At 39.4% G+C, this 23,586-nt stretch carries 24 protein-coding genes, 2 pseudogenes and 1 riboswitch; of the genes and pseudogenes, 20 read left to right on the forward strand and 6 right to left on the reverse strand.

Annotated elements, in window-relative coordinates; all coding sequences use genetic code 11:
• Positions 1 to 305: 305 nt before the first annotated feature.
• The 5 genes from ACIFPW_RS11135 to ACIFPW_RS11155 all read left to right on the forward strand — a co-directional run bounded on the left by ACIFPW_RS11135 (position 306) and on the right by ACIFPW_RS11155 (position 5,875).
• Positions 306 to 1,445, forward strand: coding sequence for an acyl-CoA dehydrogenase family protein (locus tag ACIFPW_RS11135; protein WP_430244215.1), 1,140 nt, complete (start codon positions 306 to 308; stop codon positions 1,443 to 1,445).
• Positions 1,446 to 1,671: 226 nt separating this feature from the next.
• Positions 1,672 to 3,327, forward strand: a complete 1,656-nt coding sequence (locus ACIFPW_RS11140; RefSeq protein ID WP_430244217.1) for an AMP-binding protein — start codon at positions 1,672 to 1,674, stop codon at positions 3,325 to 3,327.
• A 215-nt stretch (positions 3,328 to 3,542) separates the two neighbouring features.
• Complete coding sequence (gene cccA, locus ACIFPW_RS11145) at positions 3,543 to 3,905, forward strand: cytochrome c550 (protein ID WP_194219525.1); 363 nt, start codon at positions 3,543 to 3,545, stop codon at positions 3,903 to 3,905.
• Positions 3,906 to 4,046: 141 nt separating this feature from the next.
• Positions 4,047 to 4,757 carry a tRNA (adenine(22)-N(1))-methyltransferase gene (locus tag ACIFPW_RS11150; protein ID WP_194219654.1) on the forward strand — a complete coding sequence of 237 codons (711 nt, stop codon included), beginning with the start codon at positions 4,047 to 4,049 and terminating at the stop codon, positions 4,755 to 4,757.
• A complete protein-coding gene (locus tag ACIFPW_RS11155; protein ID WP_430244219.1) occupies positions 4,754 to 5,875 on the forward strand; it encodes a Nif3-like dinuclear metal center hexameric protein in 1,122 nt (373 codons plus the stop codon). Before ACIFPW_RS11150 ends, ACIFPW_RS11155 begins: the two co-directional genes overlap by 4 nt.
• Before the next feature lie 35 nt (positions 5,876 to 5,910).
• On the opposite strand, the gene ACIFPW_RS11160 is transcribed toward ACIFPW_RS11155, so the two are convergent.
• Together ACIFPW_RS11160 and vrrA are read right to left on the reverse strand one after the other, a co-directional pair.
• Complete coding sequence (locus ACIFPW_RS11160) at positions 5,911 to 6,855, reverse strand: 4-hydroxy-3-methylbut-2-enyl diphosphate reductase (protein ID WP_430244221.1); 945 nt, start codon at positions 6,853 to 6,855, stop codon at positions 5,911 to 5,913.
• Between the two features lie 93 nt (positions 6,856 to 6,948).
• Positions 6,949 to 7,557: a VrrA/YqfQ family protein gene (gene vrrA, locus ACIFPW_RS11165; RefSeq protein ID WP_430244223.1), complete on the reverse strand. Its 609-nt coding sequence runs from the start codon at positions 7,555 to 7,557 to the stop codon at positions 6,949 to 6,951.
• Between the two features lie 367 nt (positions 7,558 to 7,924).
• Here vrrA and ACIFPW_RS11170 point away from each other — a divergent pair, with 367 nt between their 5' ends.
• Both ACIFPW_RS11170 and ACIFPW_RS11175 read left to right on the forward strand, forming a co-directional pair.
• Positions 7,925 to 9,202, forward strand: coding sequence for a DEAD/DEAH box helicase (locus ACIFPW_RS11170; RefSeq protein ID WP_430244225.1), 1,278 nt, complete (start codon positions 7,925 to 7,927; stop codon positions 9,200 to 9,202).
• Between the two features lie 152 nt (positions 9,203 to 9,354).
• The gene (locus tag ACIFPW_RS11175; RefSeq protein ID WP_430244227.1) at positions 9,355 to 10,248 is read left to right on the forward strand and encodes a deoxyribonuclease IV; all 894 of its coding nucleotides are present in this window, start codon (positions 9,355 to 9,357) and stop codon (positions 10,246 to 10,248) included.
• Between the two features lie 26 nt (positions 10,249 to 10,274).
• On the opposite strand, the gene ACIFPW_RS11180 is transcribed toward ACIFPW_RS11175, so the two are convergent.
• On the reverse strand, positions 10,275 to 10,535 hold the full coding sequence (locus tag ACIFPW_RS11180) for a DUF2624 family protein (protein WP_194219531.1): 261 nt from the start codon (positions 10,533 to 10,535) through the stop codon (positions 10,275 to 10,277).
• Between the two features lie 205 nt (positions 10,536 to 10,740).
• Here ACIFPW_RS11180 and ACIFPW_RS11185 point away from each other — a divergent pair.
• The 5 genes and pseudogenes from ACIFPW_RS11185 to ACIFPW_RS11205 all read left to right on the forward strand — a co-directional run bounded on the left by ACIFPW_RS11185 (position 10,741) and on the right by ACIFPW_RS11205 (position 14,801).
• Positions 10,741 to 11,607: pseudogene (locus ACIFPW_RS11185) on the forward strand (YitT family protein).
• 79 nt (positions 11,608 to 11,686) lie between these two features.
• Positions 11,687 to 12,487, forward strand: a complete 801-nt coding sequence (locus ACIFPW_RS11190) for a lytic transglycosylase domain-containing protein (RefSeq protein ID WP_430244229.1) — start codon at positions 11,687 to 11,689, stop codon at positions 12,485 to 12,487.
• Between the two features lie 257 nt (positions 12,488 to 12,744).
• The gene (locus tag ACIFPW_RS11195; protein WP_430244231.1) at positions 12,745 to 13,521 is read left to right on the forward strand and encodes a metal ABC transporter ATP-binding protein; all 777 of its coding nucleotides are present in this window, start codon (positions 12,745 to 12,747) and stop codon (positions 13,519 to 13,521) included.
• Between the two features lie 3 nt (positions 13,522 to 13,524).
• The gene (locus ACIFPW_RS11200; protein ID WP_194219534.1) at positions 13,525 to 14,364 is read left to right on the forward strand and encodes a metal ABC transporter permease; all 840 of its coding nucleotides are present in this window, start codon (positions 13,525 to 13,527) and stop codon (positions 14,362 to 14,364) included.
• Between the two features lie 17 nt (positions 14,365 to 14,381).
• Complete coding sequence (locus ACIFPW_RS11205; protein ID WP_430244234.1) at positions 14,382 to 14,801, forward strand: Fur family transcriptional regulator; 420 nt, start codon at positions 14,382 to 14,384, stop codon at positions 14,799 to 14,801.
• 16 nt (positions 14,802 to 14,817) lie between these two features.
• On the opposite strand, the gene ACIFPW_RS11210 is transcribed toward ACIFPW_RS11205, so the two are convergent.
• Positions 14,818 to 15,396: a hypothetical protein gene (locus ACIFPW_RS11210; protein ID WP_430244236.1), complete on the reverse strand. Its 579-nt coding sequence runs from the start codon at positions 15,394 to 15,396 to the stop codon at positions 14,818 to 14,820.
• 159 nt (positions 15,397 to 15,555) lie between these two features.
• On the opposite strand from ACIFPW_RS11210, the gene ACIFPW_RS11215 reads away from it, so the two are divergent.
• Complete coding sequence (locus ACIFPW_RS11215; RefSeq protein ID WP_226614328.1) at positions 15,556 to 15,963, forward strand: hypothetical protein; 408 nt, start codon at positions 15,556 to 15,558, stop codon at positions 15,961 to 15,963.
• A 71-nt stretch (positions 15,964 to 16,034) separates the two neighbouring features.
• Here the strand turns inward: ACIFPW_RS11215 and ispG are convergent, their stop codons facing one another.
• Both ispG and ACIFPW_RS11225 read right to left on the reverse strand, forming a co-directional pair.
• Complete coding sequence (gene ispG / locus ACIFPW_RS11220; protein ID WP_194219537.1) at positions 16,035 to 17,153, reverse strand: flavodoxin-dependent (E)-4-hydroxy-3-methylbut-2-enyl-diphosphate synthase; 1,119 nt, start codon at positions 17,151 to 17,153, stop codon at positions 16,035 to 16,037.
• 139 nt (positions 17,154 to 17,292) lie between these two features.
• The gene (locus ACIFPW_RS11225; RefSeq protein WP_404681555.1) at positions 17,293 to 17,628 is read right to left on the reverse strand and encodes a hypothetical protein; all 336 of its coding nucleotides are present in this window, start codon (positions 17,626 to 17,628) and stop codon (positions 17,293 to 17,295) included.
• 182 nt (positions 17,629 to 17,810) lie between these two features.
• On the opposite strand from ACIFPW_RS11225, the gene ACIFPW_RS11230 reads away from it, so the two are divergent.
• From ACIFPW_RS11230 to cysC, 7 genes and pseudogenes are all read left to right on the forward strand, one after another.
• Positions 17,811 to 18,686 carry a DUF1002 domain-containing protein gene (locus ACIFPW_RS11230; RefSeq protein WP_430244239.1) on the forward strand — a complete coding sequence of 292 codons (876 nt, stop codon included), beginning with the start codon at positions 17,811 to 17,813 and terminating at the stop codon, positions 18,684 to 18,686.
• Between the two features lie 69 nt (positions 18,687 to 18,755).
• A complete protein-coding gene (locus ACIFPW_RS11235; RefSeq protein ID WP_430244241.1) occupies positions 18,756 to 19,412 on the forward strand; it encodes an NfeD family protein in 657 nt (218 codons plus the stop codon).
• Positions 19,413 to 19,528: 116 nt separating this feature from the next.
• A riboswitch (SAM riboswitch) is annotated at positions 19,529 to 19,634 on the forward strand.
• Between the two features lie 96 nt (positions 19,635 to 19,730).
• Positions 19,731 to 19,874 (forward strand): YezD family protein, encoded by a 144-nt coding sequence (locus tag ACIFPW_RS11240; RefSeq protein ID WP_194222197.1) that lies wholly within the window; start codon positions 19,731 to 19,733, stop codon positions 19,872 to 19,874.
• Positions 19,875 to 19,985: 111 nt separating this feature from the next.
• Complete coding sequence (locus ACIFPW_RS11245; protein ID WP_430244243.1) at positions 19,986 to 20,708, forward strand: phosphoadenylyl-sulfate reductase; 723 nt, start codon at positions 19,986 to 19,988, stop codon at positions 20,706 to 20,708.
• A 5-nt stretch (positions 20,709 to 20,713) separates the two neighbouring features.
• A pseudogene (locus ACIFPW_RS11250) lies at positions 20,714 to 21,779 on the forward strand (inorganic phosphate transporter).
• Between the two features lie 24 nt (positions 21,780 to 21,803).
• Positions 21,804 to 22,952 (forward strand): sulfate adenylyltransferase, encoded by a 1,149-nt coding sequence (gene sat, locus ACIFPW_RS11255; protein WP_430244245.1) that lies wholly within the window; start codon positions 21,804 to 21,806, stop codon positions 22,950 to 22,952.
• 14 nt (positions 22,953 to 22,966) lie between these two features.
• The gene (gene cysC, locus ACIFPW_RS11260; RefSeq protein ID WP_430244247.1) at positions 22,967 to 23,575 is read left to right on the forward strand and encodes an adenylyl-sulfate kinase; all 609 of its coding nucleotides are present in this window, start codon (positions 22,967 to 22,969) and stop codon (positions 23,573 to 23,575) included.
• Positions 23,576 to 23,586: the final 11 nt, after the last annotated feature.

Genomic DNA, 23,586 nt, shown 5'->3' on the forward strand with positions numbered 1-23,586 from the left:
ATTCTTACAATATGTGAAAACGGTTTAGTTAAAAACTCTTTTTTATCGTTAGTGGAACGGATTAATAAAGAATACAATTCCTGTCATTTATTTTACTGATTTTTCTTTCGTTTTGCAAATGCCGCTTTTTGTATAAAAAGCGTTAACGCCCGTTGTAGTAGGCTTCTCAAAATAGTTTGGCAAAAAAATAATATATAAAATTATTTTTATATTCTAAAATGTTGAAAAAGTAGCAATCAAAGGAGATAATGAAATGTAAGCGCATTCACATTATTGGATTTTTATTTACAGGAGGTTATTTGTTCATGAACTTTGACTTAACGAAAGAACAAAAAATGATTCAGAAAATGATTCGAGAATTTGCTGACGAAAAAGTGGCGCCAGGTGCCGAACAACGCGATAAAGAGAAAAGGTTTCCAAAAGAGATATTTCAACAGCTTGGTGACTTGGGGATTATAGGGCTTCCATTTCCAGAAGAATATGGAGGAGGCGGTGCAGATACCGTCAGCTTTGCAATCGTAGTAGAGGAATTGAGTCGTGCGTGTGGTTCAACTGGAATTACATACTCTGCGCACGTATCACTCGGAGGAGCACCGCTGAACTTATTTGGTACTGAAGAACAAAAGCAGAAATATCTTGCGCCAATCTGTTCCGGTGAGTCATTAGGAGCCTTTGGTTTAACAGAACCTAATGCTGGTTCTGACGCAGGTGGGACCGAGACTGAAGCCGTACTGAAAGATGGAGAATGGGTAATTAATGGAAGCAAATGTTATATAACGAATGCTTCGTATGCTGATCATCTTGCATTAACCGCTATTACTGATCGTAAGGATGGTAATAAAGAAATTAGTGCAATCATTGCGCCTACTTCTGCACCAGGATTTAGAGTAGTTGATAACTATGAGAAGCTTGGACTTCATTCTTCAAACACAACGGAACTTGTAATGGAAGACGTGAGAGTTCCAGAAGAAAATCTGCTGGGGAAACGCGGAGATGGCTTTAGACAGTTTCTCATTACTCTTGATGGTGGTCGAATTGGAATAGGTGCTATGGGAGTAGGGATTGCTCAGGCAGCTTATGAGAAGGCGTTACAGTATGCTAATGAGCGTAAGCAGTTTGGTCGTGCGATTTCACGCTTCCAGGCGATTCAATTTAAGCTAGCGGATATGGCGATGAAAATTGAATTAGCGAGAACGATGGTATATAAAGCAGCCTGGTTGAAAGATCAAGGGAAGAAATTCACGAAAGAAGCTTCTATTTGTAAGCTCTATGCTTCAGAAATTTGTATGGAAGTTTGTGATCAAGCTGTTCAGATTCATGGAGGAAATGGATATATGCGCGATTATCACGTTGAGCGTTATTTTAGAGATGCAAAACTACTTGAAATTGGAGAAGGTACTTCAGAAATCCAAAGAATGGTTATTGCTCGAGAAATTGGTTGTTAAACTGAACGAGCGCTCGATTAGTTGTTACTCTTGAAGTTTCTTTATTATTGTCTTTTTCATAACATGAATTTATTAGTGAACCCCATTAACTAGTTATTTTTGGTTCAAGTCGTAAAGGAGCCAAAACCAACACTGATTATTAGCTAAGCAAATACCCATGGTCCAGAAGAGAAGAAGATGATCTCTTTATCTCTTCTGGATTCTTAATGATGATAGGAGTGTTACTATGACGGAATTGCTTCATGAGACGATCGGATCGATGCTCGAAAGACAAGTGGATCAGTTTGGTAATAAAGAAGCTGTCGTCTACTCAAAAGAAAAAGTTCGATACACGTTTGAAGAGTTCAATAATGAAGTGAACAGAGTTGCTAAAGCGTTGCTAGGGTTGGGTGTTACTAAAGGAGAGAACGTAGCAGTTTGGGCTACGAATGTACCGGAATGGTTACTTTTGCAATTTGCCACTGCAAAAGTGGGGGCGGTTCTTGTCACGATTAATACGAATTACCAATCATCAGAGTTAGAATATGTCCTAAAGCAGTCAGAATCCACTCGTCTCTTTTTAATTGATGGCTTCAAAGGCACTTCTTATCCTGAGGTTTTCTTGCAACTTCAAAAAAGCAATGATCAACTGACTGTTGGGAAATGTGCGATAGTTGGTCTTCCATATTTGAAAGATGTTGTTTATATTGGTACAGAAGAACGTTCTTCGTTCATGAAGTGGCGAGAGTTTCTCAAGGGAAGCGTATCGGTGACGGATAAAGCATTAGAAATGAGAAATGGAGAACTTGATCCAGACGATGTCATTAATATGCAGTATACGTCAGGAACGACCGGCTTTCCAAAAGGAGTGATGCTCACTCATAATAATATTCTCAATAATGGCTACCAGATTGGCCAATGCATGGAGCTCACTCATAATGACCGACTTTGTATTCCTGTTCCATTTTTCCACTGTTTTGGTTGTGTGCTCGGAACTTTAGCGGCTTTTTCTGCAGGAGCGACGATCTTTCCGATCATTGAGTTTGAACCAGAACTGGTACTAAGAACTGTGGAGAAAGAAAGATGTACAGCACTTCATGGTGTACCAACGATGTTCATTTCCGAACTCAGTCTTGCTGAATTTGAATCCTATAATCTAAGCTCGTTAAGGACTGGCATAATGGCTGGAAGCCCATGTCCGATAGAAGTGATGAAAAACGTCATGAAAAGAATGAATATGGTAGAAATAACAATAGCTTATGGACAGACTGAAGCTTCACCAGTAATTACCCAAACAAGAACCAATGATCCGCTCGAGTATAGAGTTAATACAGTGGGAAGAGCCTTACCAGGTGTCGAAGTGAAGATAGTTGATCCCGTATCAGGCCTCGAGGTTCCATCTGGCGAAGCTGGTGAGCTATGCACGAGAGGGTATCACGTGATGAGAGGGTACTACAACATGCCTGAGGCTACGAATCAAGTGATTGATGAAGAAGGATGGCTTCATACTGGAGATATCGCTAAAATGGACTCAGAGGGCTATGTAGAGATTACAGGACGTTTGAAAGATATGATTATACGCGGGGGAGAGAATGTTTACCCCAGGGAGATTGAAGAATTTCTGTATACCCATTCGTCTGTTCAGGACGTTCAGGTTATTGGAGTACCAGATGAGAAATACGGTGAAAAGGTAGTAGCATGCATTCAATTAAAAGAAAAAGGAGCAGTTAATGCTTCCGATATTCTTTTATACTGTAAAGGCAAAATTGCAAGATATAAAGTACCTGCACACGTCTTCTTTGTAGATGAGTATCCAATGACAGCTTCGGGGAAAATACAAAAATACAAGTTACGTGAATCAGCAGTTGAATGGGCAAACCTTAATTCAGAAATATCCAAATAAAAATAATTGTTGGCATCAGTGATTGTGCTGATGCCGTTTGTTTTATTAGAAAAATTTGCTATGATAAGTATAGAGTGAAATCAATGACAAATATGTGATTTGCCTCGCTTCCCCTTTTCTTTCATAGCGTTTTCAAGTAAAATAAGTTATGATTTGTTTACTCTTACATAATTGGGGAAAACGATATCAGCGAATCGGTACAAGGAGGAAAAGAAATGAAAAAGAATCCGCTTATTCCATTTGCATGGACGGCAGTTATCGGATTAATTCTCATTATTGGTGTTTCTTTCTGGGCATTGCAACAGGGCGGCGAAGAAAGTGCTGAAGGTGAAGGCGAGAAGCAAGAACAAGCTGAAGCAGCAGCACCAGAAGATATTTACGCTCAGAACTGTGCTTCCTGTCATGGCGGTGATCTAGGCGGCCAGGTTGGACCAGCTCTAAATGCTGTTGGCGGAAAGTACTCCAAAGATGAAATTCTCGACATTATTAATAATGGTAAAGGTTCGGGAATGCCAGCTGGAGTTATTCAGGGAGAACAAGCTGAAGCAGTAGCTCAGTGGTTATCTGAGAAAAAATAAGAAGGAAAAAAGCTTTCTGTGAGAACAGGAGGCTTTTCTATTTGTATGTCAATTAACCTTTACGGAATGCAAATTCTTGTTAGCTTGCATGCAGAGAGGGTAAACTATAGAGAAGAAAACTGGATAAGTAGTGGTGAAAAAATGAACGATAAATTATTATCTGAACGTTTGAAAATGGTTGCGAATTTTGTTCCAGAGGGAAGTAGTGTGGCTGATATTGGATCTGATCATGCCTATTTGCCATGTTATTTGATGAATCATCAACGTATTACTATGGCGATTGCCGGAGAAGTGAACGAGGGTCCATACCAATCGGCAATCAAGCAAGTTAAGCGAAGCGGATTCACCAATGAAATAACAGTACGTAAGGGAAATGGCCTTGAAGTCATCTCGCCTGGAGAAGTGGATGTGATTACAATCGCAGGAATGGGAGGGCAACTCATACGGGATATCTTGCTAGGCGGAGTAGAGAAGCTAGAAAATGTAAAGCGGCTAATCTTACAACCTAATGTTGCGGCACATCTTTTACGTGAACGACTTGCGGATTTGAACTGGGAACTTGTCGACGAACGGATTCTTGAGGAAGATGATAAAATTTACGAAGTCCTTGTATTTGATGCTGGCAATGGAAAGCAACCCTACGCTGGAATGGATGGCAAAGAACTTCAAAAGAATTTACTTGCGGGCCCCTTTCTCCTAAAGGATAGAAATGAAGCGTTTATGAAAAAATGGCAGATTGAATTAAAGAAAAGAGAACGGATCTTACAGTCTCTTACAAATACAGAAGGTGTTTCTGACAAAGAAGCGCAGGTAACGAATGAGCGTGACATCATTAAGGAGGTACTCTCATGAGCAAGATAGCTTCAGCTCAGGCGATTATTCAAGAATTTGAGGCCTGGTCAAAAAAGAAGTATGCCGAAAATGGAGATCCAATTGGATTGCAAATCGGAAGCTTAAACAAAAAGGTTAAAAAGGTAATGACCGCGCTTGATGTTCTTCCCAACGTGGTAGACGAAGCGGTTCGAGAAGGGGTAGATTTAATTATTGCCCATCACCCCATTCTTTTCCGTCCTCTTAAGAAAATCAATTTGGATACAGAACAGGGGAAAATGGTTGAGAAGCTAATTAAAAATGACATCACTGTTTACGCGGCACATACAAATTTAGATGTTGCACCTGGTGGCGTGAATGATATGCTAGCGGATGCATTAGGACTACAAGAAACGAGCGTTCTTGTTGAAACATTTCAACGAGAACTAAAGAAAATAGCTATATTCGTTCCAATTACACATCAGGAACAAATTAGAACAGCTCTTTCGAAATCAGGAGCAGGGTTTATAGGTGAATATAGTGATTGTACATTTACTTCTCAAGGAACTGGCCGATTCAAGCCCACAGTTCAAGCGCAGCCATTTATTGGTGAATCAGGAGAGTTAGAAGCTGTTCAAGAGGTGAAAATTGAAAGCATTTTTCATGCAGATCAACAAGCGAAGGTTTTAAATGCTGTTAAAAAGGCGCATCCTTATGAAGAAGTAGCTTACGATATTTATCCTTTAGAAAATGAACCAGAAAAGCTTGGGCTGGGAAGAATAGGTCATCTTGATGCAGAAATGACATTAGAAGATTTTGCTGGTTTTGTGAAAGAGAGGCTTGGCGCAAGTGGTGTTAGAATTGTAGGCAATCTTACTTCTAAAATAAAAAAAGTTGCTGTGTTAGGTGGAGACGGTAATAAATTTATTAGTGCAGCTCGATTTAGTGGAGCAGATGTATTTGTATCAGGTGATATTTATTACCATGTAGCTCACGATGCTATGATGGAGGGGCTCCAAATTATTGATGCAGGCCATAATATTGAAAAGATTATGATTGAGGGTGTACGGGAAAAATTGCAGGCTTTTGTAGAAGAGAAAAATTTTGATACGGTTATTATGTCTTCACAAGAAATAACGGACCCCTTTCAGTTTAGATAAACAAAAATCCCGCCTAAAAGTAGGTGGGATTTTTGTTATTTTTTCACTTTCACTTTAGGGAGAATTTTAGAAGAAGGAACGCTTAGCTCACGAGTCCACGTTTCTTCGTTGTCAGGATCATATTGATCAAGAAAACGTATCACTTCTTTTGTAATCGGAGTTGGTGTAGAAGCACCTGCAGTTACTCCAACTGATTCAACACCTTCAAGCCATTCAAGCTTTAATTCAGAAATGTCCGCAATCCGATAGGCTGGTGTGCCAGCAACTTCAATGGAAACTTGGGCAAGTCTATTAGAGTTGTTACTCTTAGGATCTCCAACTACAAGAACTAAGTCTGTATCACCTGCTTGTTGGGCTACGGCTTCCTGACGAACTTGAGTGGCATTACAAATTTCATTATGAATAACCGCATGTGGATAACGTTCCATTGCTTTTTCCATAATTTCTTGAACATCCCACTGACTCATGGTCGTCTGATTTGTAATAATGATGTTATCACAATCGATTTCAAGTTCATCAACTTCTTCAGGCTTTTCAACAAGATGCACAATGTCAGGAGCAATCCCCATCGCACCTTCAGGCTCAGGATGGCCTTTTTTGCCAATATAAATGACGTGATAGCCCTCTTTTTGTTTTTCGCGAATTAAATCATGTGTCACTGTTACATCTGGACAGGTAGCGTCAAGTACAGTTAGGCCCTTTTTCTCCGCTAGCTCTCGAACCTGAGGTGAAACACCATGCGCAGTGAAAATGACAGTTCCTGATTCTACTTTTTCGAGAATTTCCATCCGATTTGGTCCATCAAGTGTAATGATACCATCATCTTCAAATGCATCTGTCACGTGTTTATTATGAACGATCATCCCGAGAATAAAGATCGGGCGCGGTAATGTTTTATCTAATGCAGCATTTCGTGCAATTACCATAGCATCGACAACACCATAGCAATAACCTCTTGGCGAAATTTTAGTTACTTTCATCGAGTACCTCCTCAACCCAAATACGGATTGTTGTATAACTGATCTTACTTAATTATAAAGGAGATTCCGAGATAACTCAATGAATCACGATGTTCATACATAGAGTTTCGGCTTAGACTTAATACTGATTTCATTTGAGCTTGTCGTTATTGTTTTTTTCTTGGCTTTTACTCCAGCGGGCTGCTTAGTTGATTTTTTCTTTGGGGTTTTTTTCTGCTTGATCGTTTTTTCTTTGACTTCATCCTCTGTTTCATCCTCTTCACTTGACCCTGAAGACTTCTGATATTCCTTAAACAAAGCAATCATTTCTGGGAGCTGCTTAACCATTGGACCGTATTGTTGTACCATTGGTTTAATTGTATCAGCAGCCTGCATCACTTTTTGAACATTTTGGATCATTCCCATCATATCCATGCCACCCTGTCCGGCACCCGGAAGGATTCTAGAGAGCATGCCGGCTTGTTGGGGTAAACCTGGGATGGTACCTCGTTGCATGGCTGGAAATGCTCCTGGAGGAGTCGGGAGTCCCTGACTTCCTTGAGGAGCGCCTCCTCCTAAAAACCTGGATAGCAGACCGCCGCCACCTCCTGTTTGCTGAGGCTGTGTAAATCCTGGCCCAGGACTTTGAAACCCTCCTCCGGAAAATGGAAAGCCCATACCTGGACCCGGACCACTTTGGGGGGAGGGAGGAAATTGATTCATGTCTTACCCTCCTTATGATAACTTGACCATAATAAGCTCTTGGTATTAATATGGTATGCCACAAAAATAGAAGGTGTGAGAATAGAGATTAATGGGCAATACAAGTAATGAGAAGTTGTATGAAGTGAAATTAGTTAGGGCCTCGCTTTACTAATAAAATGGTGTTCGACGATCCAATCTTATAGTTTTCTGTTGTTCTTGTTCGGTGACTATGGCAAACGTGTAGCAAAATTGAAAAACGATCACTTTCATCGAATTTATGGCTTTCTAAAATAAATAAGAGGATCGCTCTTCCCTTAACGTATGGCGCTTTGAGCAAAAATGTTCTATAATACAAGTTGGATTAATGGATGGAGGAACAATAATAATGAAACACTTTGATAGATTAGGGCTTAAGCCTTTTTTAGTTGATGCTCTAGAAGCTCAGAAATTCAACAGACCAACCGAAATACAGGAGAGACTGGTCCCAGCGATACGTAATGGTGACAGTGCGATCGGACAATCGCAAACAGGATCAGGCAAAACGCTTGCTTTCTTACTCCCACTTATTCATCGAATTGATAGTGGAATAAATGAATGTCAGGCTGTTATTACAGCGCCTACGAGAGAATTGGCCGATCAAATTTACAACGAATCGTTAAAATTGATCTCTACCCTCCCTGAAGAAGAAGCAATTTCTATTAAAAAGGCTGTAGGTGGAACTGATCGTAAACGTATGATTAGTCGTATGAAAAATACACCCCATATTGTCATCGGCACTCCTGGGCGTATTAAGGATCTTGTCGAAGAGCAGGCGCTAAGCGTTTTTCCTGCAACGATGCTTGTTGTTGATGAAGCGGACCAAATGTTGGACATGGGATTCATTGAAGATGTAGACTATATCGCATCTCGAATGGCAAAACAATTACAAATGCTTGTTTTCTCTGCAACTATTCCAAAGAGCTTGCAGCCATTTTTGAAAAAGTACATGGACAATCCTAAATTTGTAGAAGTGAATGCAGAACAAGTGACGGCTGATAAAGTAGAAAACATTTTTATTCCTGCACGATATAAAGAGAAGAAAGAGCTACTTTTAAATGTGACTAAGGCAATTAATCCTTATCTTGCTCTTGTCTTTACTAACACTAAACAAACGGCAGATGAAGTGGCTGACTTCCTTATCGAAAATGGCCATAATGTTGAAAGACTTCATGGTGGTGTTCAAGCACGTCAGCGTAAACAAATCATGAAGAAAATTCAGGAAGCTGAATGTCAGTATGTAGTCGCAACTGATCTTGCTTCAAGAGGGATCGACATTAAGGGCGTTTCACACGTGATTAACTTTGAACTACCAAAAGATCTTGATTTCTATATTCACCGAGTAGGACGTACAGCAAGAGCAGGTCACGATGGAATAGCATATACATTGGCAGAACCATCTGATCAACAAGCTATACAAAAGCTATCTTCAAAAGGCATTAGCATTGAGTACAAAGAAATTAAAAATGGTGAGTGGGTAGAAGCGAAGCCCGTAACTCCAAGAAAAAAGCCTACCTCATCAAAACCTGAGGTTTTTGTACCTAAGCCTAAGAAAGTAAAACCAGGCTATAAAAAGAAAATGCAGCAGGAAAGAGATCGTATTCAGCAAAAGCGCGGTCGGAAATAATTCAAAACCCTCTTATGACAGAGGGTTTTTGTCTGCTTAATCGTATGAGAGGGCATGTGTTAAGTTTACTTTTTCAATCGACATGAATAGATGGCAGATTAGCAAAAAAGGTATAATAAAATGATGAAGTGAAAAGGGAAGGATTGAAGATAATGTTAAAAATAGGTTCACATGTTTCAATGAGCGGTGATAAAATGCTTCTAGGAGCAAGCGAAGAAGCTGTTTCATATGGCGCTACAACCTTTATGATTTACACGGGTGCACCTCAGAATACGAGGCGTAAAGCGATTGAAAAGCTTAATATTGATAAAGGTTCGGCCCATATGAAAGAGCATTGTATCAGTGACATTGTTGTCCATGCGCCATACATTATTAATATTGGTAACACTACAAAACCTGAAACCTTTCAACTCGGAGTTGATTTTCTCAGATCTGAAATAGAGCGTACACATGCTCTTGGTGCTCGTCAAATCGTGCTCCACCCTGGTGCTCATGTAGGTGCTGGGGCAGATAAAGGAATTCAGAAAATTATCGAAGGATTAAATGAGGTGCTAACAGCCGATCAAGAAGTTCAAATCGCTCTTGAAACAATGGCCGGTAAGGGTTCTGAGTGCGGAAGAAGCTTCGAAGAACTAGCTCAAATTATTGATGGTGTTACACATAATGAAAAGTTATCCGTTTGTTTTGATACTTGCCATACGCACGATGCAGGCTATGATATTGTGCATGACTTTGACGGGGTTCTAAATGAATTCGACCGAGTAATCGGAGTGGATCGGTTAAAGGTGCTTCACGTGAATGATAGTAAAAATGAGCGTGGTGCGTCTAAAGACCGTCATGAAAATATTGGGTTTGGTTATATTGGCTTTGATGCACTTAATAAGGTGATTCATCACCCTCAATTGAAAGATGTTCCGAAGATCTTAGAAACGCCTTATGTAGGAGAAGACAAGAAAAATAAGAAGGCGCCTTATAAATTAGAGATTGAAATGCTTCGAAATCAAAAGTTTGATGAAGATTTAAAAAGTAAACTAATGTCTGTCTAACAAAAAACCGCTTAAGCGGTTTTTTGTTATTGGGTAAGAAAAGAGAGAATTAACTTGTTTACGCGTGACGCAACCGAAGGACTAACTTCACGACTAATTTTCATTAATATACGTTTTCGTTGCGTTTGGTTCGCAATATCAATATTCTCTTGTTTTAAAATTTGCACAATTTTCTTTGCATCTGTTGCTGAAAGTGTAATACCATATTGGTTAGATAGTTGAAGCAATTCCTCTGTTGTAATACGATTCAATTTGAAATTTACAAGTTGAAGCTGTATTGGATTCATCACGATGCCCCCTTTGCCTATCTCATACTATGCACACAGTTCACGATGGTGTTCGCTAAAAGAACATTCTAAACTTTTAGGATCAGGTTATTTTATTATCGTTTTCTTGACTTTTGACTCATGACTTGTCGTGAATGAGCCAATAGACAATCATGCTCATTAACATAGGCTTCAAAGAAATAAGAGACATACTTTGGAGGGTCCCATGGAGAAAAAACAGCATAGGAAAGAAAGTAAAACGCATTTAATTTATAGACTTTTTATGATTATGATTGGCGCTTTTCTCGCTGCCGCAGCCATTGAATTATTTTTAGTTCCAAATCAGTTGATTGACGGTGGAATTATAGGGATATCCCTTATTTTAGATCACCTCACAGCATTTAATTTTGCTATTCTGGTTGTCGTGTTAAATCTTCCATTTATGTATTATGGTTATAAGCAAATTGGTAAGACGTTTGCCTTTTCAACATTATTCGGGATTATCGGGCTTGCTACATTCGAAACCTTTCTTCACCATACAGATCCATTTACAACGGAACCTATTCTTGGTACGGTTTTTGGCGGATTGACATTAGGACTAGGCGTTGGATTGGTGATTAGACATGGCGGTTCAATGGATGGAACTGAAATATTAGGGATTTTGTTAACGAAAAAAATTCCTTTTTCAATTGGCGAGTTTGTTATGTTTACAAACATATTTATTTTTACGTAGGCTGGATTTGTTTTCAGTTGGGAGAATGCGATGTATTCTGTAATGGCGTATTATATCGCTTTTAAGACAATTGATACGGTGATTCAAGGTCTTGATGAAACGAAAGCTGTATTGATTGTCTCGGATTTATACGAGGAAATTTCGAATGCTATTTTAGATCGACTTGGTAGAGGAACGACAAAACTCGTTGGTAAAGGTGGTTATACTGACGAGGAGAAAGAAGTTATATATGTAGTTATAACAAGGTTAGAGGTGACGAAACTAAAAAGTGTGATCTACGACATTGACCCTCATGCATTTATTACAATTACGAATACTCAAGAAACAAGAGGGGCGAAGTTCAAATCTCCAATTCATTAGACTTCCTATACCGGGGGTCTTTTTTCTTATGAAATTGTAATGATTTATGAGCAAAATAGTAGAAAGGTTTGAGAAAAAGATGATAGGGTATTACCTTAACTGGTGCTCTTCAGCTTTATTAATACCAGTTGAAAAGGAGTGCAACACTATTAATTTTATTCAAAACAATATTAAAAAACCTCTGTCTATGATCACTGTAATTGTTCTAACACTTGTTCTAGCACTAGTCCTTGTACAATCTCATCTATTTAATGAGCAGGTGGCCGATGCTGAAACAACTGTCGGTGAATTGAATCAGAAATCATCCCAGAATGATCAGATGAAAACACAGACAGCTATTAGTAAATTAGAAAAAGAAACGGGTTACTCACTTGACCCAAACTCAGTAAGTGTAGAAGAGTGGAAGCAGGCGAAAGCTTACTCTGAACAGTTCTATCAAGATAGTGAGGGGAAGTTTAGTAAGAAGTGGGGATTGTTCTTAACGTATCAGGCTATGAAAGAAGATATTGATCCTACAATCGTTTATGAGCTTCTGAAAATTGAGACAGGAAATACGTTTGACCCTGAACTCGTTGGGCCAGAAACAAAGTATGGGCATGCTTATGGGATGGCTCAATTCATGACAAATACGGCTCCATGGATTGCCGATATGGCGGAGATTGATTATTCAGAGGACAAGCTATTTGACCCTTATTTTTCAATAACACTTTCCGTCACCTATCTTGATTATCTTTATGAAAAATACGAGAATTGGGATGAAGCTCTGACAGCTTATAACCGAGGCATCGGCGGATTGAAGGCTTATGTAGCAGAAAAAGGAACACCGAAAAGTAGCTATTCAGAAGAGATTCAGGAGATGGCTAGCCTTCATGAAATGTAAACACAGCTTAAAAGCACCTTCGTTTCTTTCTCCGAAGAAGCGTAAAGATGGCCACAGCTTTCAAGTCTGAAAGCTGTGGCCATTTAATGTTATTGAGGAACTTCCTATACGATTTATGACCAATCAAATTACGGGGGGGCGACTACAATAAGTTATCTGAGATAGAATATCATCAAGGAAATTTACAAATGTTCATCATGTAAGGTATACTACATAATGTAAATCGTAATGATTCTTATAGATGGAAGGTTTTATTTATGGCAACTTCTCAAAATATCATTGATCTTCAGAATATCTCTTTTCATTATGGGGATGGATATGTTCTTGAAGACATTACTTTTTCTATTCCTAGTGGAGCCTTTGTAGGACTTGTAGGTCCGAATGGTTCAGGTAAATCAACTTTAATTAAAATCATATTTGGACTATTGAAGCCTCAAAAGGGACAAGTGAATATATTCGGCAAGAAGATGAATAAGTTCCATGAGTGGAGCAAAATCGGTTATGTCTCTCAGAAAGCAAATAGTTTTAATTCAGGATTTCCTGCTTCTGTATTTGAAGTCGTTTCGATGGGATTAGCGAGTAAACTTGGATTATTCAAATTTATGAAAGCAGCGCATCGAAAAGCAGTTATGGAGGCCCTCAAACAAGTAGGAATGAGTGATTATGCATCAAGTAATATTGGAGAACTTTCTGGTGGACAGCAGCAGAGAGTGTTTATTGCAAGAGCGCTTGTCAGTAAACCAGAAATTCTTATTCTTGATGAACCTACGGTGGGGGTAGATGCTAATTCAACGAGTGATTTCTATGAACTTCTTGGTAAGCTTAATCAGGAGAATGGCATTACCTTGCTTCTTGTGACACATGATATCGGTACGATTACGGATAAAGTAACGCACGTGGCATGTTTGAATAAAACCCTTCACTTTCATGGTGAAACAAATGAATTTGAACAGTTTAATGATCGTGAACTATCTGGATTTTATGGCCATCATGTTCACGTTCTAAGTCACGACCATGATCACGGAGGCATTTAGAAAATGATAGAAGCTTTATGGAAATTTGAGTTTTTGCAAAACGCTTTTTTGGCTGGCATATTAATTGGAATTATTGCGCCGCTACTTGGAGTGTTTATTGTTGTTAGAAGACAGGCGTTAATAGCGGATGCTTTATCACATATTACTTTGGCAGGAATAGCTGCTAGTTTACTACTAGGTAAGTATTTTACATTCTGGCAGGGCGTTAATCCTGTTTATATGGGAATGGGATTTTCAGCAGCGGGTTCGTTATTTATTGAGCAACTGCGAAAAGTGTACAAGCATTTTGAAGAGCTAGCGATCCCCATTACTTTATCTGGGGGGATTGGACTTGGGGTCGTATTCTTATCATTAGCAGATGGATTCAATTCTGATCTATTTAATTATTTATTCGGAAGCGTCATTGCCATTAGTCGAAGTGACTTAATGGCTGTGGCAGTGATAACGATTATTGTCGTACTTGTTGTGATTTTATTATACAAAGAACTATTTTTTCTCTCATTCGATGAAGAGCAAGCAATCGTATCAGGCGTTAGAGGAAAGTGGATTCATTTCATTTTTATTTTACTTGTCGCGTTCGTGATTGCCGTTTCGATGCAGATTGTAGGTGTACTACTCGTTTCGGCGCTTATGACGCTTCCTGTTGCTGCAAGTATTCGAATTGCTAGAGGATTTAAGCAAACAATCGCATACTCCATTATTTTGGGAGAAGTTGCGGTGCTTGGTGGACTGGTTCTGGCGTATTATCTAGATATTGCCCCTGGTGGAACAATTGTTATTCTATCAGCGTTGATCTTGTTGTTCGTTCTTCTATTCAAAAGATTAAAACAGTGGAAATCTTAACATAATGAGGTGGATATATGAATGTCTCTACAGCATTGCGTATTTTAAAGGATGAAGGTTATAAATACACTGAAAAACGGGAGGATCTCGTCACTCTTTTCGCCAAAGAAAAGAGGTATCTTTCAGCAAGAGATGTGCTGAACCATATGCAAGAAAGCTATCCCGGGATGAGTGTTGATACGATTTACAGAAATTTAACTCTGTTTGCGGATTTGACGATATTAGAGGAGACAGAATGGAACGGTGAAAAGCGCTATCGTCTTAGCTGTTCAACGAATACGCATCATCATCATCTCATTTGTCTGGATTGCGGTAAAACTCGCCAAATAGAATCATGTCCAATGGAGAACATCCCAGTAGGGGACTCTGAGTTTGAAGTAACAGGACATAAATTTGAAGTGTACGGTCGTTGTGGTGCATGTCAGGCATATGCCTAAAAGCGGAAGAGCATAGTTATGCTCTTCCGCTTTTATTATGGTGCTTAAGCCACTGTTGAGCTTCTGGCCAGGTTTCCAATCGAGATACATTAGAAGGCACTGTTCCCTGGTTGTATGGAGTATCAAAAAGGATCACTGGGATCTCACATTCCTCTGCAATCGCACATGCATTATCGTATTTATCCTCAAAAAAAACGTCAACGCTATGTTCTTTAATGGAATCAATTTTATCATGTTTTCCAATAAGTTCGATGTGATGATAAGGGACGGCATTTGATGTAAACCAGTCTTTTGTTGTGTTGAGTAAATGATCCCCTCTTGCACTAATGTAGAAAAGTTCATAATCCACTTTCCATTCTTCTAGGATAGGATGAGCTTGATCTGCGATAAGGGCATTTGCGTAAATTTTCTCTTCATTTATTTTTAACCACTCAAAAAACTCTTTTTGAGGAATGCCGAGAAGGTTAGCAAGATTGTACTGTGTAATATCATGTAATGATAATTCTTTATTAAATGAAGAATTTAAATAAGGAAGAAAGGTTTTAGGACTTGTTACAGTTCCATCAATATCAAGTCCTAGTCTTTTGATCGTCATAATAAAACTCCTTTTTGATTTGCTCTCTTTTCATCATAACATAGAAAAGAAAGGCAATAAGAAGGAATTGGGATTATCTTACTGATTGAACGAACATATTCTTACACTCACTGACAAATACTAATCATGCTCCACAACAAGGTAAAGTGAGGGATGTATATGACAGAAGACAGACATGATGACGATCTGGACTTTATCGAGGAGCGCGAAGTTCGCAGCGAATCGGAAGAGGAATATCTTGAGGAAGCTGCAGCTGAAGTAGCCCCTGGTGTATTAGACCGTCCTTATTTACAGTCGCCTGAAAATGAACGTCCAACTGCTGAGGAGCATCATGAACACTTTGAAGCTAAAAGACAGGAACAGGATCGAACAGGAGTGGGAGTGGGTGTAGCTGCTCTTGCTTTATCGGTTATTTCCTTGTTCATACTTCCCGTCATTCTTGGAGCAGCGGGAATCGTCGTAGGATTTGTTGCTAGGAGAAAGGGACTAACAACGCTCGGATCATGGGCGATTGGTGTTGGTGCCGCTTCAATGATCATCAGCTTATTCTTCGCACCGTTCTTTTAGTTGAAAACCTTAATAGAAAAGCCAGGCACTTTAAAAGTGCCTGGCTTTTCTTCTTTGATCAAGAAAAAGAATTAAGAGTTAGCTTCAGCTTTCTCTTTTTCTTCTGCCATTTTCTTGTAATGTTCTTCTGCTATTTTGTCGACTTCTTTTTTCAACTCTTCTACCATGGTTTCCTCAGGAACTTTACGGATAATTTCACCATGTCGGAAGAGGAGACCTTCACCACGTGCACCTGCAATACCGATATCAGCTTCACGCGCTTCACCTGGACCATTCACTGCGCATCCAAGCACGGCTACTTTAATAGGTGCTTTGATTGTTGAAATGTACTCTTCGACTTCATTTGCGATTGAAATAAGGTCAATTTCGATACGACCACAAGTTGGACAAGAAATTAATGTGGCTGCATTCGCTGCAAGTCCAAATGATTTAAGAAGCTCTCTAGCTACTTTTACTTCTTCAACCGGATCCGCACTAAGAGAAATACGTGCCGTATTTCCGATTCCTTTTGAAAGAATAACACCAAGACCGGCTGCGCTTTTAACTGTACCTGCAAATAGAGTGCCTGACTCTGTAATTCCGAGATGCAGTGGGTAATTAAAAGAACGTGCTGCCAGTTCATATGCTTCAGTTGCAAGGTTAACATCGGAAGCTTTCATGGAGACGATGATATCGTAGAAATCAAGGTCTTCAAGAATTTTGATATGGTGGAGGGCACTTTCTAGCATTCCCTCAGCTGTAGGATAGCCGTATTTTTCAAGGATTTTTCGCTCAAGTGAACCAGCATTAACGCCAATGCGAATCGGAATGCCTTTTGCTTTGGCTGCTTTTACGACAGCTTCCACTTTTTCGCGACGTCCAATATTACCAGGGTTAATACGTATCTTGTCTGCTCCACCTTCAATGGCTTTTAGTGCTAGCTTATAATTAAAGTGAATATCAACGACAAGAGGGATATTAATCCTCTTTTTGATTTCAGGGATTGCATCTGCTGCCCTGTCATCTGGACAAGCTACTCGTACAATCTGACAACCAGCTTCTTCAAGACGATTGATTTCAGCAACTGTTGCTTCCACATCGTGAGTTTTGGTTGTTGTCATACTTTGAATAATAACTTCATCGTTACCGCCTATTGTTAAAGGACCTACTTTAACAGGTCTAGTTTGACTACGGTGGGTAATTTCATTCATGCGAAAATCGCTCCTTTTACATGTAGGATTGCTTACCTCATGATTTAGATCGCTTTTATATACTCCCTTGTAGGGAATAAGACTCATCTGTAATACTATCCCATTGTAGCAACTTTAGAGAGCTATTGACAAGAAATAATCATTGAGCAGATGTTTGGTCATAAGTTGGTATCCTATATTCTTTCCCAATTTGTATAAGAGTTGGATGAATTTTATTTAATGTTTCAAAATCGTGAACGACCGTTTCAATCGGAACCGGTATTGAGCCGTTCGCTTTTTCTACTAAAGAAAGAACAGTATCGCCAGCATTTATTTTATAAACCACATAGGGAGAGTTTTTTTCAGGTGACCCCACTTCGACTGCTTCTGATACTTCTGAAATAGCTCTGTTATTTGTAAGAGTTCCTGTTGTTAAATCATAATAAGTTGTATGAAGGACAAGCAGAAATAGGGAACTTAACAATAGTTTTCGCATCTCTCGCAACTCCTTCAGAATGATTTCCTTTGTACTACGATATGCTTGTCCTTCCATGATATGACAGATTTCCTAGTTAATTATCTTTTCTTTCGATCGAGTGTCGAGTAGAATATTAAGAGATGGGGAGATTAACTGAGTTACTCTTCATTAGAGCCCCACGTTAAAAGGAGACCAAAAACATGCTTAAAAAAGGATTGCCGTTTTTATTGTCGATGGTGTTAATGATGTCTATTATTCCTATGGTGGCACAAGCGGATGCGAGCGTCGGTGATGTCATCGTTACACTTGGTGAAGATCTATCTGAAGAGCAAAAACAGAAGCTAGTTGATGAAATGGAAGCTCCGGAAAATGCAATGACGGTAACGGTATCAAATGAAGAAGAGCATAAATATCTTGGGAATTATATAAGTAAAGCGCTAATCGGTACCCGCGCCTTATCTTCTTCTTCCATAACCATTGGTGAAAAAGATGCTGGTTTAAGCGTTGACACAAAAAATATTAATTGGGTAACAGATGAAATGTACGCAAATGCTTTAATAACAGCTGGAGTAAAAGATGCTGATGTTTATGTGACAGCACCAATGGAGGTTTCAGGTACGGCTGCATTAACTGGTTTAATCAAAGCTTATGAGTTAAGCACAGATGAAGTGATACCTGAGGAGCAAAAACAAGTAGCAAATGAAGAGCTTGTCACTACTGCAAAATTGAGCGATAGTATTGGCGCAGATAAAGCAACAGAGCTAATGACTAAGATTAAGGATGAAATTGCTACAAACCCACCTGAGACGGAAGATGATTTAAGAACAGTTATTAAACAAATTGCTAACGATTCAGGTATTGAATTGACTCAAGATGAGTTGGATGGTCTTGTTGCACTGTTTAATCGAATGAAAAATCTTGATATTGATTGGGATCAAATGAAGAGTCAGTTGCAGAACGCGAGAGAAAACCTGGACGAGTTTTTAAATAAAGACGAGACACAGTCATTTATTCAAAAAATCATTGATTTCTTTATTGCGATTATTGATGGAATAAAAGGGGTATTTCAATCGTAAGGTGACAAGTGACTGAAACTTTCTTCCCTTTTGAACGTATAAGAGAAGAAGGAAAAGGAGGGAGCGAGGATGGAGATTCTATCTTTGCCAGCAGTTGGCTTTCTTATCGTTTTACTTAGCGTGCTATTCTTGTTTGCTGAGTTACTTGTCCGTGTAAAAGGTATTTTTGGATTGATCGGAATACTATTGCTCACATTTTATTTTAGTTTCCATCTTACTTCTTTATCATCAATTCTCTGGATGGGACTTGTGTTTGCTGTTGGTTTAGGCTTAGTTATTCTTGATGGGAAATTACTCAATGATGGTACATTTGGTTTGATTGGATTAATTATGATGGTTACAGCCGTAGCCATTCCTTCTCCGACTTTCCTTTATGGCCTTCTCGTTTCTAGTGGTTTTTTAATTGGTACGGCTGCTTCATTCCTGTTTTTGCGTGTTTTCCCCGCACGTTCTATGTGGACGAAAATGACGTTAAAGGATCGGTTAAGCAGTGAAATGGGGTATAATTCCATGAACGCTGAGTATAAGAATTTAGTTGGAGAATCGGCTATGACAATTACTCCATTTCGACCAAGTGGAACAATACAAGTCAATGAGAAAAAGTACAGCGCCATTTCTGTTGGAAGTTGGATCGACAAGGATACGGCAGTAGTTATTACGTCTGTAGATGGTACGCGTATCTTAATAGAAGAGAAAAAAGAAGAAAGTAAACGTCATCCAATTTAAAAATGGTCCCCGAGTCATAGATTCGGGGTTTTTTTCATATTCTTTTCTAATCCCTTTATCCCGATCTCTAAACTAGGGTTGACATATTGTTAGATAATAGTTAAGATTTAGAAAATAACTTATCAAGAGAGACCGAGGGACTGGCCCGTTGACGTCCAGCAACCTGCCTGATTGGCAAGGTGCTACTTCCAGCAAAATGGAGTCCATTTTGGAAGATAAGGTGAATTAAGGTAACCTGATCTGTCTTTCCAATTTGGGAAGGCTTTTTTCATTTATAAGCTTCTCCTCATGATTATTACGACTAAGGGAGGTTGCATGATGGGAACGAAAGACCAGAATTTTTCAGACGTTGCTGTACGTATAGAACGAATGCTAAGTTCGTTAAAATTTGGGTCAATTACGCTTGTTGTTCAAGATGGGAAAGTTGTTCAACTTGAAAGAAAAGAAAAAGAACGACTTTAATATTGGCGCTGACTAGAGAAACTAGAGGCGGTTCTAACCCTAAAGGTTAGAACCGCCTCTTTTTTTAAACTTTTAAATATATTTCCTTGATCGGAATTGGGAGGGTTAGAAATGAATTGGTTCTATAATAATTGGTCGGGTAAGGAACCTGAATTCGACGTTGAATCAGAAACGAAAGGGGCTCTTGAAGTTCTGGAGTGGGCGTATCAAATATACCAAGATGATATTGTATATGCTTGTAGTTTCGGTGTTGAGGGTGTCGTTCTAATTGATTTGATTTCCCGGGTAAACCAGAACGCGAAGATTGTTTTTCTGGATACAGGTCTCCATTTTGATGAGACTTATGAGCTAATTAATAAAGTGAAAGCTAAATATCCATCTCTAAATATTAAGTTAAAGCAACCAAAGGAGTCGGTCGAAGAACAGGCATTAAGTAAAGGGGATGCTCTATGGGAGCGAGACCCGGGACAGTGCTGCAACTTGAGGAAAATCATACCATTGCATGAAGAATTAGATCATGTAAGTGCATGGATCTCAGGTTTAAGGAGAGAGCAGTCGCCACTCAGACAAAAGACAAATTATTTCAATAGAGATGATAAGTTTCAGTCGATTAAGGTTTGTCCACTTATTCATTGGACATGGAAAGATGTTTGGAGGTACGTGTACGAAAAGGATTTACCATACAATTCTCTTCATGATAAAGGGTACCCAAGTATAGGATGTGCGGTATGCACTGAAAGAGTATTGGAAGGTAGTGATTCTAGAGCTGGGAGATGGGCAAATCAGGAAAAAACGGAATGCGGCTTGCATTTTGATTCAGCACCAAATCGGTGACGGTCATGACAACCCTAGTTATTACAGTGGCTCTCTTTTTTGCTATGAATATTGGGGCTAGTGGAGCTGCGGCATCGATGGGAGTGGCTTACGGGGCTGGAGCGATTAAAAGAAGAAGCGTAGCACTGAGTGTTTGTGCGATTGGGATTGTTGGTGGTGCCACATTAGGTGGAGGTAATGTTATTAAAACAATGGGGAGTGGCATTATACCTTCTTCCGTACTCAGTCTAAAGGTTATCTTGATTATTTTTATTTCAGCTACAACAGCGCTCTTTCTAGCAAATATGATGGGGATTCCATTATCAACAAGTGAAGTTACTGTGGGCGCAGTGGTAGGAGTTGGTATTGCTTACCGTGCTTTGTACTTTCAGAATGTGATGTTCATTATGTTGTTGTGGATCGTTATACCGGTTATTGCTTTTGCGACAGCTCTCAGTGTTGGGAAAATTTTTGGTCTTTTAAAACAAAGAATCAATCTTACTTCAAAGTGGCAAAAGCCACTCACCATTTTTTTAATTGTAGCCGGTTTTCTAGAAGCCTTTTCAGCGGGAATGAATAACGTCGCAAATGCGATTGGACCGCTAGTTGGAGCGGGAGTTTTATCCCTTTCTCACGGCGCATTTTTTGGGGGAGCTTTTGTTGCTTTAGGTGCTTTAGTTTTTGGTAAACGTGTCATTGAAACGAATGGTTATCGCATCACAAAATTTTCACTTGGTGAAGGTTGTGCTATATCAGGTACGAGCGCTGGACTTGTGATTGGAGCTTCCTTATTTGGGATTCCGGTGCCGCTTACCCAGATTACCACCTCATCGATCATTGGTATCGGAACTGCTAAAGATGGATTTCAGCTTTGGCAGAAAGATGTCATTACGCGAATGATTAAAGTTTGGGCAGTTTCACCGGTTTTTTCTTTAGTTATTTCTTATAGTATGATCAAACTTTTTTTTAGAAAGTGATTTATATACATTAATTGCAATTGGCAGCGTTATTCTAGCGACGCTTGGGTCAGGAAGTTTAATTCGATCGATTCGCTCTCAAAAGAGAACATTACAAGACGAAGGAAGCTTATAATAAATTCAATTTGGAGGGATTAAGATGGCAACAATTAACGCGCATGGAGGAACATTGATTAACCGTTACAAACCTAATACTGAAATTGATGGAATTATTCAAGAAATTGAGTTAGACGCTACTGCGTTAAGTGATCTGGAATTAATCGGAACAGGAGCGTATAGTCCGTTAACTGGTTTTCTTAATGAAAATGAGTATACGTCAGTCGTTCATCACCTCAAATTAGAAAGCGGGTTGCCATGGAGCATTCCTATTACGTTGCCAGTTACGCACGAACGAGCTGCTGAGATCGCAATTGGTGATAAAGTGAAGTTAACTAATAATGGGACTGTGTACGGCACAATAGAAGTGGAATCCAAATATACTCCTGATAAGGGAGTGGAGGGGCGCCACGTGTATTTAACAGAGGACAGTGAACATCCAGGAGTGAAAAAAGTTTACGATAGACCAGATGTTTACATTGGTGGACGAATTACGCTTATTAAAAGAACCGAAAAAGGCAAGTTTGACCGCTATCATTATGATCCATCTGAAACAAGAGAGTATTTTGAACGTCAGGGCTGGAAGAAAGTTGTAGGATTTCAAACAAGAAATCCGGTTCATCGAGCGCACGAGTATATTCAAAAGACCGCACTTGAAACAGTGGATGGCTTGTTCTTGAATCCTCTTGTAGGTGAAACCAAATCAGATGATATACCAGCAGAAATTCGAATGGAAAGTTATGAAGTTCTACTTAAGAACTATTACCCTGAAGATCGTGTGCACCTTGGTGTCTTTCCTGCTGCTATGCGCTATGCAGGGCCAAGAGAGGCAATCTTTCATGCGCTTGTTCGAAAAAACTTTGGATGCACACATTTTATTGTGGGGAGAGATCATGCCGGAGTAGGTGATTACTATGGCACTTATGATGCCCAGAGAATCTTTAGTCAATTTACAAGCGAGGAATTAGGAATTACACCACTCTTTTTTGAACACAGTTTCTACTGCGAGAAGTGCGATAGCATGGCTTCGGCCAAAACGTGCCCTCATGGAAAAGAACATCACGTCATTTTATCAGGTACTAAAGTACGTGCCCTTTTACGAAATGGGGAGCAGCCTCCAGCAACATTCAGTCGTCCTGAGGTAGTGGAGGTATTAATTAAAGGGATGAGTGAGAAGACAGTGAACGCATAAGGGGGAGATTTGAGATGACAGTGAACAATAACTTAACCTGGCACGATACAGTGATAACAAAAGAAATGAGGCAGCAGAGGAATCAGCATAAAAGTGCAGTACTCTTCTTTACAGGTTTGTCTGGTTCCGGGAAATCAACGCTGGCAAATGATGTTTCAAGGAAGCTTCATGAATTAAACGTCCAAAGTTATGTACTAGACGGAGATAATATCCGTCAGGGTTTAAATAAGGATCTTGGTTTTCGAGAAGAAGATCGCAAGGAAAATATTAGACGTATTGGGGAGGTGTCTAAACTACTAGTTGATAGCGGTCAATTCGCAATCACTGCATTTATTTCCCCGTTCAATAGTGATAGACAAGTAGTACGTGAACTTCTGCAACAAGGTGAATTTATTGAGGTATATGTGAAATGTCCAATAAATGAGTGTGAGAGTCGAGATCCTAAAGGATTATACAAAAAAGCTCGTAGTGGCGAGATTCCTCACTTCACAGGCGTATCATCTCCTTACGAAGAACCGATCAATCCCGAAATCACCATTGATACCTATAACGACTCAAGAGAAGAATGTGCTGATAAAGTGATGTCCTATTTAGTAAAGCAAGGGTTGATTATAAATCAATAACTTTTGATCTT

It is taken from the genome of Pseudalkalibacillus sp. NRS-1564 (genome assembly GCF_050467905.1).
GTDB lineage: Bacteria > Bacillota > Bacilli > Bacillales > Guptibacillaceae > Guptibacillus > Guptibacillus hwajinpoensis_B.

Coding starts and splice junctions, on each gene's coding strand:
- ACIFPW_RS11160 (WP_430244221.1), bottom strand. CDS start 6,855: ATGAAAGTAACTAAAATTTCGCCAAGAGGTTATTGCTATGGTGTTGTC.
- ACIFPW_RS11205 (WP_430244234.1), top strand. CDS start 14,382: ATGAATGTCTCTACAGCATTGCGTATTTTAAAGGATGAAGGTTATAAA.
- ACIFPW_RS11190 (WP_430244229.1), top strand. CDS start 11,687: ATGATAGGGTATTACCTTAACTGGTGCTCTTCAGCTTTATTAATACCA.
- ACIFPW_RS11135 (WP_430244215.1), top strand. CDS start 306: ATGAACTTTGACTTAACGAAAGAACAAAAAATGATTCAGAAAATGATT.
- ACIFPW_RS11230 (WP_430244239.1), top strand. CDS start 17,811: ATGCTTAAAAAAGGATTGCCGTTTTTATTGTCGATGGTGTTAATGATG.
- ACIFPW_RS11235 (WP_430244241.1), top strand. CDS start 18,756: ATGGAGATTCTATCTTTGCCAGCAGTTGGCTTTCTTATCGTTTTACTT.
- cysC (WP_430244247.1), top strand. CDS start 22,967: ATGACAGTGAACAATAACTTAACCTGGCACGATACAGTGATAACAAAA.
- ACIFPW_RS11170 (WP_430244225.1), top strand. CDS start 7,925: ATGAAACACTTTGATAGATTAGGGCTTAAGCCTTTTTTAGTTGATGCT.
- sat (WP_430244245.1), top strand. CDS start 21,804: ATGGCAACAATTAACGCGCATGGAGGAACATTGATTAACCGTTACAAA.
- ACIFPW_RS11200 (WP_194219534.1), top strand. CDS start 13,525: ATGATAGAAGCTTTATGGAAATTTGAGTTTTTGCAAAACGCTTTTTTG.
- ACIFPW_RS11155 (WP_430244219.1), top strand. CDS start 4,754: ATGAGCAAGATAGCTTCAGCTCAGGCGATTATTCAAGAATTTGAGGCC.
- cccA (WP_194219525.1), top strand. CDS start 3,543: ATGAAAAAGAATCCGCTTATTCCATTTGCATGGACGGCAGTTATCGGA.
- vrrA (WP_430244223.1), bottom strand. CDS start 7,557: ATGAATCAATTTCCTCCCTCCCCCCAAAGTGGTCCGGGTCCAGGTATG.
- ACIFPW_RS11215 (WP_226614328.1), top strand. CDS start 15,556: ATGACAGAAGACAGACATGATGACGATCTGGACTTTATCGAGGAGCGC.
- ACIFPW_RS11180 (WP_194219531.1), bottom strand. CDS start 10,535: ATGAATCCAATACAGCTTCAACTTGTAAATTTCAAATTGAATCGTATT.
- ACIFPW_RS11150 (WP_194219654.1), top strand. CDS start 4,047: ATGAACGATAAATTATTATCTGAACGTTTGAAAATGGTTGCGAATTTT.
- ACIFPW_RS11225 (WP_404681555.1), bottom strand. CDS start 17,628: ATGCGAAAACTATTGTTAAGTTCCCTATTTCTGCTTGTCCTTCATACA.
- ACIFPW_RS11210 (WP_430244236.1), bottom strand. CDS start 15,396: ATGACGATCAAAAGACTAGGACTTGATATTGATGGAACTGTAACAAGT.
- ACIFPW_RS11195 (WP_430244231.1), top strand. CDS start 12,745: ATGGCAACTTCTCAAAATATCATTGATCTTCAGAATATCTCTTTTCAT.
- ACIFPW_RS11140 (WP_430244217.1), top strand. CDS start 1,672: ATGACGGAATTGCTTCATGAGACGATCGGATCGATGCTCGAAAGACAA.
- ACIFPW_RS11175 (WP_430244227.1), top strand. CDS start 9,355: ATGTTAAAAATAGGTTCACATGTTTCAATGAGCGGTGATAAAATGCTT.
- ACIFPW_RS11245 (WP_430244243.1), top strand. CDS start 19,986: ATGAATTGGTTCTATAATAATTGGTCGGGTAAGGAACCTGAATTCGAC.
- ispG (WP_194219537.1), bottom strand. CDS start 17,153: ATGAATGAAATTACCCACCGTAGTCAAACTAGACCTGTTAAAGTAGGT.
- ACIFPW_RS11240 (WP_194222197.1), top strand. CDS start 19,731: ATGGGAACGAAAGACCAGAATTTTTCAGACGTTGCTGTACGTATAGAA.